Origin of the sequence: Bacillus sp. Xin1, from assembly GCF_013314535.1 — a bacterium.
Classification (GTDB): Bacteria; Bacillota; Bacilli; order Bacillales; family Bacillaceae_G; genus Bacillus_A.
On record NZ_JABUAE010000004.1, the window covers coordinates 64,541 to 81,241 of the forward strand.

General features: G+C 36.3%; 21 protein-coding genes and 1 pseudogene. 10 read left to right on the forward strand and 12 right to left on the reverse strand.

Going from position 1 to position 16,701, the window contains the following annotated elements; translation table 11 throughout:
* Positions 1 to 26: 26 nt before the first annotated feature.
* A complete protein-coding gene (locus HRG09_RS06995; protein ID WP_174100225.1) occupies positions 27 to 1,055 on the reverse strand; it encodes a YdcF family protein in 1,029 nt (342 codons plus the stop codon).
* A 190-nt stretch (positions 1,056 to 1,245) separates the two neighbouring features.
* Between HRG09_RS06995 and HRG09_RS07000 the strand changes: the two genes are divergently transcribed.
* Entirely contained in the window at positions 1,246 to 1,461 is a 216-nt protein-coding gene (locus HRG09_RS07000; protein WP_174100094.1) for a spore germination protein, read from the forward strand.
* Between the two features lie 41 nt (positions 1,462 to 1,502).
* Here HRG09_RS07000 and cydB read toward each other — a convergent pair.
* A pseudogene (cydB, locus tag HRG09_RS07005) lies at positions 1,503 to 2,531 on the reverse strand (cytochrome d ubiquinol oxidase subunit II).
* Positions 2,521 to 3,867: a cytochrome ubiquinol oxidase subunit I gene (gene cydA, locus HRG09_RS07010; RefSeq protein WP_174100096.1), complete on the reverse strand. Its 1,347-nt coding sequence runs from the start codon at positions 3,865 to 3,867 to the stop codon at positions 2,521 to 2,523. Before cydA ends, cydB begins: the two are co-directional and overlap by 11 nt.
* A 223-nt stretch (positions 3,868 to 4,090) precedes the next feature.
* On the opposite strand from cydA, the gene HRG09_RS07015 reads away from it, so the two are divergent.
* The gene (locus HRG09_RS07015) at positions 4,091 to 4,654 is read left to right on the forward strand and encodes a beta-class carbonic anhydrase (RefSeq protein ID WP_174100098.1); all 564 of its coding nucleotides are present in this window, start codon (positions 4,091 to 4,093) and stop codon (positions 4,652 to 4,654) included.
* Here the strand turns inward: HRG09_RS07015 and yidD are convergent.
* Positions 4,651 to 4,887 (reverse strand): membrane protein insertion efficiency factor YidD, encoded by a 237-nt coding sequence (gene yidD / locus HRG09_RS07020; protein WP_174100100.1) that lies wholly within the window; start codon positions 4,885 to 4,887, stop codon positions 4,651 to 4,653. The genes HRG09_RS07015 and yidD overlap by 4 nt on opposite strands.
* Before the next feature lie 322 nt (positions 4,888 to 5,209).
* Between yidD and luxS the strand changes: the two genes are divergently transcribed.
* A complete protein-coding gene (luxS, locus tag HRG09_RS07025; RefSeq protein WP_174100102.1) occupies positions 5,210 to 5,683 on the forward strand; it encodes an S-ribosylhomocysteine lyase LuxS in 474 nt (157 codons plus the stop codon).
* A 90-nt stretch (positions 5,684 to 5,773) separates the two neighbouring features.
* On the opposite strand, the gene HRG09_RS07030 is transcribed toward luxS, so the two are convergent.
* Positions 5,774 to 6,331, reverse strand: a complete 558-nt coding sequence (locus HRG09_RS07030) for a helix-turn-helix domain-containing protein (protein WP_174100103.1) — start codon at positions 6,329 to 6,331, stop codon at positions 5,774 to 5,776.
* 258 nt (positions 6,332 to 6,589) lie between these two features.
* On the opposite strand from HRG09_RS07030, the gene dapA reads away from it, so the two are divergent.
* The 3 genes from dapA to HRG09_RS07045 all read left to right on the forward strand — a co-directional run bounded on the left by dapA (position 6,590) and on the right by HRG09_RS07045 (position 9,658).
* Entirely contained in the window at positions 6,590 to 7,486 is an 897-nt protein-coding gene (gene dapA / locus HRG09_RS07035) for a 4-hydroxy-tetrahydrodipicolinate synthase (RefSeq protein WP_174100104.1), read from the forward strand.
* Between the two features lie 16 nt (positions 7,487 to 7,502).
* Positions 7,503 to 8,987, forward strand: coding sequence for an aldehyde dehydrogenase family protein (locus HRG09_RS07040; protein WP_174100105.1), 1,485 nt, complete (start codon positions 7,503 to 7,505; stop codon positions 8,985 to 8,987).
* A gap of 242 nt (positions 8,988 to 9,229) precedes the next feature.
* Positions 9,230 to 9,658 (forward strand): DUF5412 family protein, encoded by a 429-nt coding sequence (locus HRG09_RS07045; protein WP_174100106.1) that lies wholly within the window; start codon positions 9,230 to 9,232, stop codon positions 9,656 to 9,658.
* A 91-nt stretch (positions 9,659 to 9,749) separates the two neighbouring features.
* Here the strand turns inward: HRG09_RS07045 and HRG09_RS07050 are convergent, their stop codons facing one another.
* The 3 genes from HRG09_RS07050 to ytzI form a co-directional block, all read right to left on the reverse strand.
* Entirely contained in the window at positions 9,750 to 9,977 is a 228-nt protein-coding gene (locus HRG09_RS07050) for a DUF3953 domain-containing protein (RefSeq protein ID WP_174100107.1), read from the reverse strand.
* Positions 9,978 to 10,241: 264 nt separating this feature from the next.
* On the reverse strand, positions 10,242 to 10,472 hold the full coding sequence (locus tag HRG09_RS07055; RefSeq protein WP_174100108.1) for a DUF3953 domain-containing protein: 231 nt from the start codon (positions 10,470 to 10,472) through the stop codon (positions 10,242 to 10,244).
* A 1-nt stretch (position 10,473) separates the two neighbouring features.
* Complete coding sequence (gene ytzI, locus HRG09_RS07060; RefSeq protein ID WP_174100109.1) at positions 10,474 to 10,623, reverse strand: YtzI protein; 150 nt, start codon at positions 10,621 to 10,623, stop codon at positions 10,474 to 10,476.
* A 107-nt stretch (positions 10,624 to 10,730) separates the two neighbouring features.
* Between ytzI and HRG09_RS07065 the strand changes: the two genes are divergently transcribed.
* Together HRG09_RS07065 and mutTA are read left to right on the forward strand one after the other, a co-directional pair.
* Positions 10,731 to 11,048, forward strand: coding sequence for an HAD family hydrolase (locus HRG09_RS07065; protein ID WP_174100110.1), 318 nt, complete (start codon positions 10,731 to 10,733; stop codon positions 11,046 to 11,048).
* A gap of 85 nt (positions 11,049 to 11,133) precedes the next feature.
* Positions 11,134 to 11,613, forward strand: coding sequence for an antimutator 8-oxo-(dGTP/GTP)ase (gene mutTA, locus HRG09_RS07070; protein ID WP_174100111.1), 480 nt, complete (start codon positions 11,134 to 11,136; stop codon positions 11,611 to 11,613).
* A gap of 94 nt (positions 11,614 to 11,707) precedes the next feature.
* On the opposite strand, the gene HRG09_RS07075 is transcribed toward mutTA, so the two are convergent.
* The gene (locus HRG09_RS07075; RefSeq protein WP_174100226.1) at positions 11,708 to 12,358 is read right to left on the reverse strand and encodes an HAD family hydrolase; all 651 of its coding nucleotides are present in this window, start codon (positions 12,356 to 12,358) and stop codon (positions 11,708 to 11,710) included.
* A gap of 105 nt (positions 12,359 to 12,463) precedes the next feature.
* Between HRG09_RS07075 and HRG09_RS07080 the strand changes: the two genes are divergently transcribed.
* Entirely contained in the window at positions 12,464 to 13,588 is a 1,125-nt protein-coding gene (locus HRG09_RS07080; RefSeq protein WP_174100112.1) for a recombinase family protein, read from the forward strand.
* 168 nt (positions 13,589 to 13,756) lie between these two features.
* Positions 13,757 to 13,984, forward strand: a complete 228-nt coding sequence (locus tag HRG09_RS07085) for a hypothetical protein (protein ID WP_174100113.1) — start codon at positions 13,757 to 13,759, stop codon at positions 13,982 to 13,984.
* Positions 13,985 to 14,033: 49 nt separating this feature from the next.
* Here the strand turns inward: HRG09_RS07085 and HRG09_RS07090 are convergent, their stop codons facing one another.
* The 3 genes from HRG09_RS07090 to HRG09_RS07100 are packed head-to-tail and all read right to left on the reverse strand — an operon-like array spanning position 14,034 to position 16,613.
* Positions 14,034 to 14,840, reverse strand: a complete 807-nt coding sequence (locus HRG09_RS07090; protein WP_174100114.1) for an ABC transporter permease — start codon at positions 14,838 to 14,840, stop codon at positions 14,034 to 14,036.
* Entirely contained in the window at positions 14,833 to 15,597 is a 765-nt protein-coding gene (locus HRG09_RS07095; RefSeq protein WP_174100115.1) for an ABC transporter ATP-binding protein, read from the reverse strand. Before HRG09_RS07095 ends, HRG09_RS07090 begins: the two co-directional genes overlap by 8 nt.
* An 11-nt stretch (positions 15,598 to 15,608) precedes the next feature.
* Positions 15,609 to 16,613, reverse strand: a complete 1,005-nt coding sequence (locus HRG09_RS07100; protein ID WP_174100116.1) for an ABC transporter substrate-binding protein — start codon at positions 16,611 to 16,613, stop codon at positions 15,609 to 15,611.
* Between the last annotated feature and the right edge of the window lie 88 nt (positions 16,614 to 16,701).

The window sequence follows — 16,701 nt, forward strand, 5'->3', positions numbered from 1 at the left end:
TTAAGAGAGGAAGGCTTTTTTGTAAATTAACTAAATAAAAAGCTAATTACAGATAAGAAGATACAGAAACCTAAAATGACTCCTACAACTTTCGTATGGAACTTTCGGCTCATTACAACAATTGCAATATATTCCCGAATCATCGCATTTGGCCAGTAATAGAAAGCGGTTTTTGAACCGATTCCTTGGCTGTTGAGCCCAGCTTGTCTTGCGTATAATCCAGCACGGAATAGATGGAAATTATTCGTTGTGAAGATGCTCTTATACTTGTCTTTTAATGAATCCATAATTTGTTTTGAGAAGAGCATGTTTTGGTACGTATTAACGGAACGATTTTCTTGAACTGTATGTTCAATCGGAATTCCTTTTTCAACAGCGTATTTTTGCATTGCTTCCGCTTCAGGGAGATTTTCATCCGGTCCTTGTCCACCAGAGAAAATGATTGTAGGCGGAGTAGTGACAGCAGCCTGTTTCCAGTAAAAATCAATCGCTTTATTAATTCGACTCGCTAAAAGCGGAGGTACTTTATCATTAATTAAGCCGCTGCCAAGAACGATAATGAAATCTTGATTGCGTCGTGGTTTATTAAATTGATATAAAAAATAAGCCGTTAAGAAAGTTGATATATGGAAAAAGAAATATATCATAATCAAAAATACTCCTGCAAAAATCGGCTGGAAATGAGGAGAGAAAAATCGAGTTGGCTCAACTATTAAGGCCAACATAGCAAGTAACATACCAATTCCAGCGATTAAAGTTAAACAATTAGATAAACGACGTCCCTCTTTTCTCATTAAGATTCTTGCGTTAAGAAATAGTCCAATCATTAATGCGAATACACCAAAGGTCAGCATTAAGAAAATGATAATAAACGGTATAATTGCAATAATTCTCAATATCGCATAATTTGAGCTGAAACCTAAATAAAGGAAAAGGATAAGCGATGAGCAAAAAAATAGGTTAAATAAAAATCCGATTACTAAACTTCTAGGATCCCTTAAATAAAAGAATAGAAAAATAAAGAATAAAATAAGTGTAACACTTCCAAAAAACATCAATTTTGTAAACACCTCAATTTTTTTATGAATAATTGCCTCATTTATTATATATTACATTTTGTAAATAACGTAATTGAAAAATAATTCATTATAAAAAATAGTATCTTTTTCTTTTTTCCTGTAAACATGCTATTTTTCTAGGCTCTCTTCATAAACTGAAAATAACATAAGGAAAGTGAGTGATACGATGCCTGCTATTATTGATGGTGTAATTATTGAAACTTGTAATGGTACACTTAATTTAGGGGATAAATACAATGTGCGCCCGATATTTGAAGAAAAATCATATAATGGTTCTGGATCGTCTAATTCAGGTTTTTCTGTGAGAGCCTTTAATGGAATTAGTGCTACAGATGTGTGTGATAAAGATGTGAATGATCAAGGAATACAATTTACACTATAAGCTTAAAATGAAAAGGCACTCGTTTTGAGTGCCTTTTCATTTTAGTGATACCCTTTCGCAGAGTCTTTATGAATTTTTTCTTTAAAGATTGTGTAGCTCCATAATTGATATCCGATAACAATTGGTACCATTACCATTGCGACGAAGAACATAATTTTTAAGTTTAATTCACTACCTGCTGCTTGGTATAACGTTGTACTATATGCATCGTTAATACGTGATGGCAACATTCTTGGGAACATACCTGCAAAGCCAGTTGTCATAAACATTGCGATTGTTAGACAAACAAACGTGAATGCAAGACCAATTTTATGTTTGTAAACCATAATAATTGCAAGGACACTCATTAGCATTGCAAGAGCTGGCAGAATAAATAGTACAGGATACTCCGTAAAGTTTTGGAATAAGTTTGTACGGTTTGCAGTTGCCACATAGAAGATTGCTAAAATACTTGCTGCTGCTACTGAAAATGGTTTTGCAATTTTATAAGCACGATCTGATACTTCACCAGATGTTTTAATCATAACCCAAAGTGCACTGGATACGACGAAGATTGCAGTGAAGAAGAGCCCACCTAAAATACCGTAATGATTTAATAAGCTAAATAATGTTCCTTCATAGCCGTCTTTTCCAATTTGCAGCCCGTAATATAGGTTTGCAAATGTCACACCGAATAAGAAGGCGATGAGGAAGCTACCAATTGCAAATGCCCATTTACAAACGTTTTGCCAAATTGGTGAATCATCTTTATGCATAAATTCAAGCCCTGCTGCACGAGCAAAAAGAGCGAGTAATACTAAAAATAACGGTGTATATAAGTAGCTAAACATATTTGCATAAGTAACTGGGAAGGCGGCGAATGTTGCACCGCCCGCTGTAATTAACCATACTTCGTTACCGCCCTAGAACGGCCCAATTGCTTCTTGCATTTGATTTCGTTCTTTTCGGCCTTTCGTAACGAATGGGAAAATCATTCCATTACCGAGTGCGTAGCCATCAAGAATAAAGTAAACTGTCCAAATCACGCCCCATAAACCAAACCAAATGACTGCAAGCATATCATGAGACATGAGCGGCACCTCCCTTAGTAGGTTCTTCTAGTGCTGCAGGTCCTTTTTTCGCGAATTTCAACATTAGATATACATCAGCAATTAATAGCAGTGTATAGAATAATACTAAACTTAGTAATGAGAACCAAATTTGCGGGACAGAAATTGGTGAAACAGCTTCAGCTGTACGCATCAATTTGTATACTGTCCATGGTTGACGACCTGCTTCAGCGACAACCCATCCAGCGTTAATCGCAACATATGGCAGTAAGACAGACCACATTGTAATTTTTAAATAACGTTTTGAATCTTCTAGTTTACCTTTACGATTTAAATAGAAACCATACCAAGTAAGTGCCATGAAGAATATGCCAAGTGCAACCATTAAACGGAAGCTATAATAAACAAGATTTACGTTTGGACGATCCTCTTTCGGAATATCTTTCAAACCGACAATTTCTCCATCAAATGAGTTTGTATAGAAGAAGCTACCAAGCTTTGGAATTGTTAATAATTCGAAGTTCTTCTCATTCTTCACATCGGGAATTTGGATGATTGAGAAGCCTTGACCTTTACCAGTCTCCCAAACTGCTTCCATCGCAGCACCTTTTGCTGGTTGATATTTAGCAGCTGAAACGCCAGATTGATGACCCATAAATGGTGTCACAGTTGCAGCAAATAAACCTAAGATTAAACCGAATTTAAATGATTTTCTAAAGAATTCTACTTCGTTTTTACGTAATAAATGATACGCACTAATCGCCATTACGAAGAAAGCACCGACGATATAACAACTAATTACTGTATGGAAGAACATGTTCCATGCGTATGGATTAGTAACAAGTGCCCAGAAATCATTTAATTCAGCGCGGCCGTTACGCACCACGTACCCAACAGGGTTTTGCATAAAGCCATTTGCTGTAATGATCCAAAGTGCGGAAATGTTTGTTCCAAGTGCAACCATCCACATACAAAAAGCACGGAACTTTGGTGAGATTTTATCTTTACCGAATAACCAAATTCCCATGAAGGTAGATTCTAAGAAGAAAGCAACAAGTGCTTCGATTGCGAGTGGTGATCCGAAGATATCCCCCATGTATTTTGAGTACTCTGACCAGTTTGTTCCAAATTGGAACTCCATCGTAATACCGGTTATAATCCCCATTACGAAGTTTATCGTAAATAGCTTACCCCAGAAATTCGCCATTTTTCGATAAGTGGGATTTAATGTACGTGCATATTGTGTTTCCATACACGCTACTAAAATAACAAGTCCGATTGTCAAAGGTACAAACAAAAAGTGATAAAAAATAGTAATTGCAAATTGAAAACGACTCAATAACAGAACGTCGGACATAATAAAGATTCACTCCTTTTTAACATTATCTACATTTAGTTTATAGTGGAAATATGAGCAAAGTAGAGGAGAGTTGTTACAGAGGTGTGTGTATATTTTGAAAGAATTATGTCGATTATCTGAAAAATTATATATTTGCAATAAAGCAATATCCTTTTGGAATTTTTTTGACTTTGGTAAACTAAGTATGTAGTTTAACTGAAAGAAAAGAGGGTTCTTTACTATGAAGTCATTAGAAGAAATTTTGCAGTATAATGAAAAATTCGTCGAAGAGAAAAAATATGAAGAGTATGAGGCAGGAAAATTTCCAAACAAAAAGATGGTAATTATTTCTTGTATGGATACACGTCTTGTTGAATTATTGCCAAAAGCAATGAATATGCGTAATGGTGATGTGAAAATTATAAAAGTGGCAGGTGCTGTTATTTCACATCCATTTGGAAGTATTGTGCGCAGTGTATTAGTTGCTGTATATGAACTTGGCGCAGATGAAATATGCGTTGTTGGTCATCATGACTGTGGCATGGCAAAAATACAGGCAAGCAGTACAATTGAAAAAATGAAAGAGCGTGGCGTAACCGCAGACAAATTAGATACACTTCAATATTCTGGAATCGATTTGGATAAATTCTTACAAGGATTCTCTAGTGTGGAAGAAAGTGTAGAGCATAGCGTGTCAGTACTTCGTAACCATCCATTACTTCCAGCAGAAGTACCGGTTCATGGTCTTGTCATTCATCCTGATACAGGAAAATTAGATTTAGTTGTGAACGGCTACGAAGCTTAAGATTTTACTTTGTCATCCTTTTTATCTGGGACTGGATCAAATCCTCCTGGATGAAAAGGATGACATTTTAATATACGTATGAGTGTGAGCCAAAATCCTTTGAAAGCACCGTGTTTTTGAAACGCCTCTAATCCATAATGAGAGCATGATGGATAAAAGCGACATGTAGGTGGTGTCATCGGGGAAATAAATTTTTGATAAAAGCGTATGATGCCGATAAAAATCTGTTTCATAACGGTCTCCTTTCCAGCATATTCTTCTAGTATTATAGCACGGGCTCTCTATATATAAATCCATTTTGATTTTTCGACATATGAGCTGCGGCTATGAAAGTAAAAACAATTATCCACTTACTTCCTCTTTTTGTTTTCATATGGTACGGGGTGAAAAAAGCACTGACCGCTTCTATGCATGACCGGATGCTCTTTACCATCTGAAAAGAAGGGTTTGATGTTCGTTTTTTAATTTGGATTTACATAATACTTTACTAATTCACATTTCCGTTATATCATATTGGATATAACGGAATTAAATTGAAAGCGGGAGAGATGTTTTATGCCATCAGTAGAAAGCTTTGAATTAGACCATACGATTGTAAAGGCACCTTATGTTAGACATTGTGGTGTTCATAAAGTAGGTAGTGACGGTATTGTTAATAAATTCGATATTCGTTTTTGTCAGCCAAATAAACAAGCGATGAAACCAGATGTCATTCATACATTAGAACATTTATTAGCATTTAATTTACGTAAATATATTGATCGTTATCCACATTTTGATATTATCGATATTTCACCAATGGGTTGCCAAACAGGATATTATCTTGTTGTAAGCGGGACACCAACAGTTCGTGAAGTCATTGATTTATTAGAGCTTACATTACAAGATGCAGTTCAAATTACGGAAATTCCAGCTGCAAATGAAACGCAATGTGGTCAAGCGAAGCTTCATGATTTAGAAGGAGCAAAACGCTTAATGAATTTCTGGTTAAGTCAAGATAAAGAAGATTTAGAGAAAGTATTTGGTTGAAAAATGAGGAAGCTGCCTGTGAAAGGGCAGCTTTTTTAGTTCTTATGTGTAACATATAGTGTTGAATCGCTGATATGTGAGAAGTGAAAGTTATTGCTTAAAGAACATTGGAGGCGAGCTCACAAATAAAAACTTAGCCGGCTTTTCCATATGATTAAACCAATTATGTGGCGTGGCAGATTCCATATGAATGCTGTCGCCAGGATGTAGATCATACTCCTCGTTTTCTAATAGAATGGTGAGTACACCTTCTAATACGAACACGAATTCCTGTCCATTGTGAGAATAAGGATCCCCCTTTTTTTCACCGGGATGTAGCGTCACTAAAATTGGCTCGAAATGTGGATTTGATACACCACCAGAAAGATTCGTGTAAACAAAATGAGAGTAATTTACATGTTCTTCATTTTGCTGTCCGCGGCGTATGATACTTGTATTTGTTTTTTGCTCAGCTGCAAAAAAATAGCTTGGGCTGACATGGAGTGCTTCTGATATTTTTTTTAATGATTCTAGTGTAATAGAAGATTTCGAGCGCTCTACTTGAGAGATAAAACTAATAGATAGATTTGTTTTCTCAGAGATTTGTTTTAAAGTCATTCTTTTTTCTAAGCGAAGCGTTTTAATTTTGTTTCCGATATTTTCATCCATATGATAATCCCTCGAATAGTGTATTAGATAGAATTTTTCTTATGAAAAAAGTGTAAAGGAAAGTTTTGAGTTTTGCAAATTGTCATTAAAATATTTTCCAGAAAAATTAGATAAATATGTTGTAAATCTATTTTTTCTGCATTATAATGACACGTAAGTGTATAGATGATATGAAACGCGTTTTTTTTACGAAACAAATTGAAGTGACACTTCAATTTGTTTTACTTTTAGTTAAATTTGGTTATGGGAGGAATAAACATGTATCAAACATTTAAAGGGGCATATCCAGTCATTATTACACCGATGAATCAAAATGAAGAGATTAATTGGGAAGGCTTGAAACAAAATATTGAGCACTTTATTCAAGAAGGTGTAGCAGGTTTAGTTGTGAACGGAAGTACGGGAGAGTTTGTTAGCTTAACAAAGGAAGAACGTTTTAGAGTTGTGGAAACAGCGGTGGAACAAATTAACGGACGTATCCCACTTCTTGTTGGAACGGCGGCTGAAACGACAAAAGAAGCAATTGAATATACAAAGCAAGCAGAAAGAGCTGGAGCAAGCGGTGCACTACTCATTAATTCATACTACGCTCATCCGAAAGAAGAAGAGATTTATGAACACTTTAAAGCAGTAGCGGAATCTGTTCAGTTTCCAATCATGATTTATAATAATCCATTTACATCTGGCGTGGATATTAGCACAGAAACGATTCTCCGCGTCGGACGTGATGTAGAAAATATTACGCATGTAAAAGAATCGAGCGGTGATATTCGTAAAGTGCGTGATATTACAAGAAAAGGAAAAGGGGATATTGAAACATTCTGCGGTGCGGATGATTTAGTATTAGAGTCCTTTTTAGTTGGGGCAACAGGCTGGATTTCAGTTGCAGGTAACGCTGTGCCAAAACTTGTAACGGAACTGTTTGATGCTGCGCAAAATAAGGAACTAGAGAAGGCTTGGGGGCTATACGATAAAATTTTGCCGCTCTGTAGCTTTATTGAAGAATCAGGGAAGTATGTTCAAATCATTAAGAGGGTCATGGATTTAAAAGGGCAAGCTGGTGGTCCATCTCGTAAACCGCGCCTGCCATTAACAGAGGAAGAAGATCAAAAGTTACAAGGGATTTTAGAAAATCTATTAACATTACAAAAATAAGAAGGGAGAGAGGAGTATGCTAACGGCAAATCAAGATTTAAAACCGAAAGTTCAAGCGTTTCTAGATGGAAAAAAGGAATTATTCATCGATGGGAAGTTTGTTCCAGCGTTGAGCGGAAAAACATTTGATGTTTGGAATCCAGCGACAGAGGAAGTGCTTGCTGTCGTAAGTGAGGCCGGAGAAGAAGATGTGAATCTTGCAGTGAAAGCTGCACGCAAAGCTTTTGAAGAAGGAGCTTGGTCAAAAATCAGTGCGGCAGAACGAGCACATTTAATTTACAAACTTGCAGATTTAATCGATGAGAATAAAGAAGAGTTAGCACAACTTGAGGCATTAGACAATGGAAAGCCGTATAAACAGGCACTTGAAGATGATATTGCAGGTACGGTTGATCATTTCCGTTATTATGCAGGATGGGCGACGAAGATTCTTGGGCAAACAATCCCAATTTCACCAGAATATTTAAACTATACACGCCATGAACCGATTGGCGTTGTCGGGCAAATTATTCCGTGGAACTTTCCACTATTAATGGCTGCTTGGAAGTTAGGCGCAGCACTTGCAACAGGATGTACAATTGTTCTGAAACCATCAGAGCAAACACCGCTCTCTCTCCTATATACAGCGCAGTTATTTAAAGAAGCTGGGTTCCCAGATGGTGTAGTCAATTTTGTACCTGGCTTTGGAGAAGGTGCTGGTGAGGCAATGGTGAATCATCCGGATATCGATAAAGTTGCTTTCACAGGATCAACTGTGATTGGAAAAGGGATTATGCGTAAAGCAGCAGAAACGGCAAAGCACGTTACATTGGAACTTGGCGGGAAATCGCCGAACATTATTTTAGAAGATGCCGATCTTTCCAAGGCAATTCCAGGAGCATTCAACGGCATTATGTATAATCATGGACAAAACTGTAGTGCAGGTTCACGTGTATTGGTTCATCGTAAGCATTATGAAAAAGTTGTTCAAGAATTAGGGGAAATGGCGAAGGAAGTGAAGTTAGGGCACGGATTAGACCCTGAAGTAGAAATGGGACCGCTCGTATCGAAGAAGCAACAAGAACGCGTACTGGCTTACATTAAGAGCGGCATAGAAGAAGGTGCAAAACTGGTAGCGGGCGGCGTGAAGGAATTTGAAAAAGGGTATTTTGTAGCGCCAACTGTATTTGCGGATGTAACGGATAACATGAAAATTGCGCAAGAAGAAATCTTTGGCCCAGTTGTTTCAATCTTACCTTTTGATGAGATAGAAGAAGTCATTGAACGAGCAAACAATACACGGTACGGCTTAGCAGCTGGTGTATGGACGGAAAATGTAAAGACAGCGCATCAAGTTGCGAATCAATTAAAAGCAGGTACAGTGTGGATTAATAGTTATAACTTAGAAAATGCTGCATCGCCATTTGGAGGATATAAACAATCTGGTATTGGCCGTGAAATGGGTTCGTATGCGCTTGATAATTATACGGAAGTGAAGAGTATTTGGGTGAATTTGGAGTAGTTTGAGAGAAGGATATGGATACCATATCCTTTTTCTATACAAAAATATATGTCTGTTTTTTGTTCAAAAAGGGAGGCTGAATGAGGTTAGGTGAGTTCCTGCTAACAGATGAAAAAAAGACTTATCCCTTCTTTAACAAAGAAGGGATAAGTCTTTTTTTGGTGAATAAGAAATAGGTAAATTATATTATTATGTAATATGGTTTTAATGGGATTATATTCAAATGCATAGGAGAGGGTTATTTGAACGATACAGAAGCAAAAAACGAAATCAAAAAAAAGAAAAGAAGAGTAGGAATCCTATTACTTTCTTTGCTAGTCATTATAATAAGCTTTGGATATTGGAAATTTTTTAGTGTGCAAGGTGTTCCAAAAGGAGAATTGATTCGAACTGTGAAATCTCCCGATGGAAAACATGCTATAAAAACTTATTTTCATAACGCTGGATCATTAAGTGCGGATGCTGTTAGAGGAGAATTAGTTAACCTTAGTTCCAATTCTGCCAAAAATGTATATTGGAACTATCCAGATACAGATCCACACATTGAATGGAGAGATAAAGATAGAGTTAGAATAGGAGATCAAACATTAGATATTTCAAAGAAAAAAACTTATGATTGGCGTGACGATAATAAGCATATAAAAGAATATCCAAAACAGTTTGTTCAGTAAATAGGATAGAACTACTTTGATCAAATAAAGCACAAGAGTAACAAAAAGAGCTATCTTTTTTATATTAAGTGAGAAGATGGCTTTTTTCTTTTTATCTTAAAAGTATCGAAATTACAATGAAGAAGATAAAACCAGAAACAAAAAAGGAAGAGATTCCTATTACTTTTCTATTTGCTTTCAGTTCAGAAATGCCCATGATAATGAACATACATGCGAGTGAAAGCTGCATGTAAGGAAGTATAGCGGCTTTAGTAAAATAGTAATAAACCCCGAGAACGATTGTAAGAAGTCCGAAAAAAATACGTAATCCAATTAGCATTGTGTCCCTCCTTCAAAAGATAATATTAGCGGAGAAATTCTGATATAGCGACGAATAAAACGAGAGCTCCAACTAGAAAACACATTGTTCGCTTACTTTCTTTTGTTCACGTAATTCCTCGATGCTCATAGTGAAAGACATTAATCCTAAAGATAAACATATAAAGCAAAATGCCTCTGTTATCAGTGATAAAGCTAATGCAATGAGTGCAAAGGTAATCCGAACACTCTTTAATATATTAACCCCTCCGTAAGAAAACAGTCATTACATCACATACTTTACTGCAAGAACAGCCCACACGAAAACTCCTGCTACCATACAAGTTAGGCCAGTACTTGGATCCTTCTTTTTGATTTGTTCAATCGCAATTATAAACATTAAGGTTCCAAGGAAAAATTGTGAAAGTGTAAGAAATGTATCATTCTGTGAAAATAGACTATATAGGGATACGATAATTACAATGAAAGCAGTGAGGAGGCGGAGTATAAGAAGCATATTATAAATCCTTCTTTTTATTTGTTAGATAAGGATTATTCTCTGGTTTATCAACTGAATGTTTATATGAATACCCTTTATTAATTGTTAGTACAGAGAGAACTAACACGATAAGAACAATAATGACCCCGATAATTAATATTTTAATCAAGCAGACCCCTCCTTTTCTCCATTTTATCATTAAACGAAACTTTGTTTTACATAATTTTGTAATTGTTGAAAAGAATAGAAGTTAAAAAGGTGAAAGAAGGGCGTTATATGGAGAACAAGAAAACTTATTATATATCAGTAGGAAATGGACAGATTTCGCAAGTGAAAACGGCAGATACGTATAGCTTTGAAATTCAGGCAAATGATGAGGAAATTATTCAGCTTCGGGAGTATTTTGATCAAGCATACCGTGAAGACTTAGGCTCTTTTGTACGTTCTCACGTTCCATATGTTGAGTATCATCATGATTCAAATAATGATCGGTATGATGCTGAGCTGCAGAAAGCATATCAGATGATTTATGATTTAGGAAATCATGAAACGAAAGAATTAGTCGCGCAAATGGGAATAATCAATGGATTATAGTTGGATAACATTATGCATATGAATGCGAATTGTGCTACAATTTGTGGTAGGAAAAACTTGTAACCATCTATAGGGGAGTAATGGCATGTACAAATTTAAAGATTATTACCACAACACTGTACAATTATCGTTTGAACGTTACCCATTTTCTCCTGAGCCAAAGCATGTTTGGGTTGTATGCCGGTACGGGGATCAATGGTTATTAACGCATCATTTACGTCGCGGTCTTGAATTTCCAGGTGGTAAAGTAGAAATTGGGGAAACACCGGAAGAAGCGGCAGTCAGGGAAGTTCATGAAGAAACCGGCGGCATTGTTTCTGATTTAACTTACTTAGGACAATATAAAGTATCTGGAAAAGACAAAATAATCATTAAAAACATTTATTTCGCAACAATTAGTACAGTAGAAAAACATACGCACTATGAAGAAACAAAAGGATCTGTTTTATTAAAAGAAATCCCTCATAACATTAAAACTGATAGGAAATTTAGCTTTATTATGCGCGATGATGTACTAGCGCGTACGATGAAACATATAGAAGAACTCGGCTGTTTTACGAAGTAAAGGAGCCGAGTTCTTTTTTATCCCGTAAAAGCCCGATTGGTTCAACTAATAATCAGTGGGCGATGAAGAAACCCCCACTGATTAAAGTTTCACTTTATAGAAAAGATAGTACTTCAAGCAAATCTCTAGCCACACGAGAATGCTCAAACCCCTCCCAAAATGAATCCTTCTTCCAAATAGTGGTAATGCCAGTATTTTCAGCTCCAATTACATCATTTTCAGGATGATCTCCAACGTAGATACATTCCTTCGCTGTTACATTTAATTGTTGAAGGGCACGTTCAAAGATAGCTGGATGAGGTTTCTTAATGCCTTCTGCTTCCGAAATAAGAATTGTATTTGTATAGGTATGTAGCTGTAAGGCACAAAGATTGTTCATCTGAAATTCGGTGAAGCCATTTGTGATAATTCCGATTGCGATATTTTGATTTTGCAGTTGTTGTAGCAATTCATGCATATTTGGAAAAGGAATGCAGTGATTTTTGAATTCTGTTATGTAGTCATGCAGGAGTTGATCGGCTGTTAGAGTTGTAATGTTATATTCGTTGAGCAAAGTAGTATATACTTTATCCTTCCAAGTGTAGCCGTTATTATCAAGCTGAATGAAACGAGTGCAATACTCGTTTTTTTCTATCTCAGTAAAATGCTCTGCGTAACGTTCATATTGATCGCTAATAAAACTCTCCAAAGATTGACGTCGATCTAACAATGTTCCATCTAAATCAAACAGTACAGCGCGTATCATCATACATTCCCCCTCAAAAAGTAAAAAACTCCCTAAAAATAATTATCGCATATTTGTCAGAAAATGATTATCATATCTTTGTAGAATGGAATAATGGAGGATTATATGGGAAAGATTTATGGAAGGCTATTATGTTTTATCTTAGTAATTGGTGTTACAGCAGGGTGCAGTAAAGAGGTAAGAGTTGCGGAAACGAAAGATATATGCAAAACCGAAGGTGAATGTACGAAGCTTGGAGATGCTATGGTTCAAAAAGTATATAAAAAAATGGACAGTCTGTCTCAGCTGGAAGAACCAGAGGAAGATGTAAAAGGCTCGGAAGAAAATACAGAAGAGAACGCTGGAAAGAAAGACAACATGAAAGAAGCAGAACAGAAGAAAGATGATGATGAAAACTATTTCTTTTTAGCATCTTACTATATTAATGAGGAAGAAATCGTAGGTCCTTATTTTGAAAAACTAGATAAGAAGCGTTTACAGAAAATGTTTGCGGATGATATAGAAGCGAAGGAAGAAATAATTGAGCAGCATGAAGATAGAGATTATCATGAAACGCTGTGGGGAATTTATCGTACGTTAATTCCGTCTAAGTATCGAGAGAATATAAAAGAATTTGATATTGTGACAGATGGATATGATGGAATTGTTGCTCATGTAACTCCTAGTATGGAGAATCCGAAAGATTGGGTGTTAAGTTTAGATACGCTTGATTCAGGTGTGAATATAGATGAAGTAATGAAGACATTAATACATGAGACTGCTCATGTATTAACGCTTAGTGATAAACAAATTCCAGTAGATGAAAAGTATGTAAAGGCATTTGAAGCGGAGAAAGATGTTTCTTCCTATCAAAATAAGTGTAAAAATCTTTTCTTGCAAGAAGGGTGCGCGAAAGCAGATTCGTATATTAACAAATTCTATGATTCTTTCTGGAAGCCAATTGAAAGTGAATGGAAAGAAAAGCAAATTGAAACAGATGAAGAGGCGCAAATACAATTTTTTGAAGAAAAGCATGATCAATTCGTTTCTGAGTATGGAACAACAAATGTAGCAGAGGATATTGCTGATACATTTACTGCATTCATTTTGCAAGATTCAAAGAAAGTGAAAGAGGGACAAGAACTGAAATATAAAAAGATGGCATTCTTTTATCAATATCCGGAGCTTGTCAAAATGAGAGCGGAAGTATTATCAGGATTATATGAGATTTCGCGACAATTAAAAGAATAAAAGTAGAAAAAGCAACCAAAATATAATTAGGTTGCTTTTTTACGTAGAAGAAGGAACAAGAGCTTTCAAATAGAATAGAGTATAAAAGGATTAATTGTCACAAAATTGACACAATTATAATATACATAGTAGAGATGTAATGAATTTATTCTCAAGGGGGTAGATCGTATGAAAACCATTCTTGCTATTGCTGGTCTTATTTGGGTCATGTCGCATGGGTTTCCGATTTTCGAGGGAGAGAAAATTCGTACAGCGTTAAATAAACAATTTAAGCAGTATCATGTTATAGATCGAAAAGATAACATTGTAACAGTGCGTGTGAAAGATTGTTTTCATACGGTCACGACTCAAGGAAGTACTGTCGTTAACGATACAAAAGTATGTGACCAACAATGAATCCAATTTATAATAAAAAAAGAAGCTGACTCCGGCATATGATTTGGAGTTAGCTTCTTTTTCTTTTTCCTACAAGTAATTTTTCAAACCCTTCAACAAATACATACATAAGAGTGGCAAGGACACATGTCAGTAAGACACTCAGCAGTACAAGCGTAAAGTTAAACACTTGAAATCCATAGCTAATTAAATAACCGAGCCCTTGTTTGGAAACGAGAAGTTCCCCGAAAATAACACCAACCCATGATAATCCAACGTTTACTTTTAAAGTTGAAATAATAGCTGGAAAGGAAGAGGGTAAAATAACTTGTTGATATGTTTGCCATTTATTAGCGCCAAACGTACCCATTACTTTTATATAATTAGAATCCACTTCTTGAAATGCACTGTAAATAACAAGAATGGTGATGATAATGGAAATAATGACTCCCATTGCGATTGAAGAGGAGATATTTGGGCCGAAAATAACGATAATAATTGGGCCAAGTGCTACTTTTGGCATCGCGTTTAATACAACAAGGTATGGGTCTAATACGCGAGCGATAAGAGGTATCCACCAAAGAATGGTTGCGATAATTGTCCCAAGTACTGTCCCGAGAATAAATCCAATACTTGTTTCTAATAGTGTCGTCCATATGTGAATCCAAAGTGATCCATCTCCCCATTTGCTTAGAAACAGTTCCCAAATGCTTGAAGGAGAGCTGAAGAGTAAAGGATCAATCCACTCTTGTTTACTAGAAATTTCCCATATTACAAAGAAGAGAATGAGAAGTAATAATTGTGAAGAAGCAACTATCCAAGTGCGCTGGCGCTCTTTTTTTCGAAACTGTTCATGTAGTTGTTTTATATTATCCAAGGCTCTCAAGCTCCTTCCATATGGCTTGAAAAAGAGCTGGAAACTCAGGGTGGTGTCTTGCCTCTAATGGTGGTAGAGAGCGAATGCTTTCTGGTACGATAAATGTTTTGGCAATTTTGCCAGGGTTTGATCGAAGTAAGTAAATACGATCACTCATCGCGATAGCCTCTTCGATGTCATGGGTGACGAGAAGAGAAGTTTTCTTATACTTGTGCAATAAAGAAAATACGAGATTCTCTAATTTTAATTTCGTTTGATAATCAAGGGCTGAAAATGGTTCATCTAACAAAAGGATTTTTGGGTTTGTTGCGAGTGTACGAACGAGTGCTGCCCGTTGACGCATACCACCCGATAATTCTGAAGGGTATTGCTTTTCTACACCTTGCAGGCCCACTTGCTTTAAAAGTTGCAATGTATGTTCTTTCGTTTCCGCTCCGTATGTTTTTGTAATGTGCAATCCAAGTATAATATTTTCTTCAATTGTTTTCCAAGGAAACAAATAATCTTGTTGAAGCATATATCCCATTGAATCTGTGGGTTTTATTATTGGTTTATTATCCACAAAGACTCTGCCTTCAATTGGCTCTAGTAGTCCTGCGATTATAGAAAGGAGCGTTGTTTTACCACAGCCACTTGGACCGAGAAAGGATATGAATTCTCCTTCGTCTACCTGTAAGCTAATATCTTCAAGGATGAGCCGGGCACTTTTTTTTGAAAAAAAACATTGAGAAACGTGAGATATTTGTAAGAAACCCATTGTATTCGCCTCTACTTCTTAATAACGCTTTCGGCAATTTTTGTATTAACGAGCGCCTCATGTGGAACTTCTTTTTGTAGTTCACCAGCTTCTTTCATAATCGTTTGTAGTTGTTTCCATTCTTCCGTATCTAATAATGGGTTTGTGGCATACGAATGTTGCTTTTTATAGCGTTCGATTACTTTTACCATAATATCTTTTGAAGTATCTTTAAAAAGTGGTGTAACAGCCTCGGCAATTTCTTCTGGGCTATGTGTATCTACCCATTGCTGTGCTTTATATAATGCGCGCGTAAATTTTTCGGCGGCTGTTTTATCTTTCTTTAAAAAGCTTTCTTTTGCCATAAATGTTGTGTAGGGAACAGTTCCAGATTCAGCACCAAAGGAAGCGACGATATAGCCCTTTCCTTCCTTTTCAAAAATGCTTGCGGTTGGTTCAAACAGCTGGACAAATTCTCCTGTACCAGATGCGAAGGCATTAGCGATATTCGCAAACTCAACATTTTGAATTAAATTTGTATCTTTTTGCGGATCAATACCATTTTTCTTCAAAACGTATTCCCCAACCATTTGCGGCATACCGCCTTTACGTTGACCGAGGAAAGTAACGCCCTTCACATCGTTCCAATTAAAGGAGTCTAACTTTTTACGTGAAACTAAAAATGTACCATCCGTTTGTGTGAGTTGTGCAAAGTTAATAACCGGATCTTTTGCTCCTTGCTGGTGAACATAAATGGATGTTTCAGAACCGACAAGTGCAATGTCAATTCCACCAGATAACAGCGCGGTCATCGTTTTATCGCCCCCAGCTGTCGTTTGCAAATCAATATCTAACCCTTCATCTTTAAAAAATCCCTTTTCAATTCCAACATAGAGCGGGGCATAGAAGAGGGAATGTGTAACTTCACCGATGCGAATCTTTTGCGTCTGCTGCTTCGTATTGTCTTTTTTACTACACGCCACAAATGTAAAAACAGTGAGTACAAGTATACAAAAAACAGCTATGAATTTTTTCAATAGGTACCACCTCCTAGAAATGAATCTATTTCCATAATATGTAGAGAAGTGCCTAGATGTGAGTGGACATAGAAGGAATTTTTTTGAT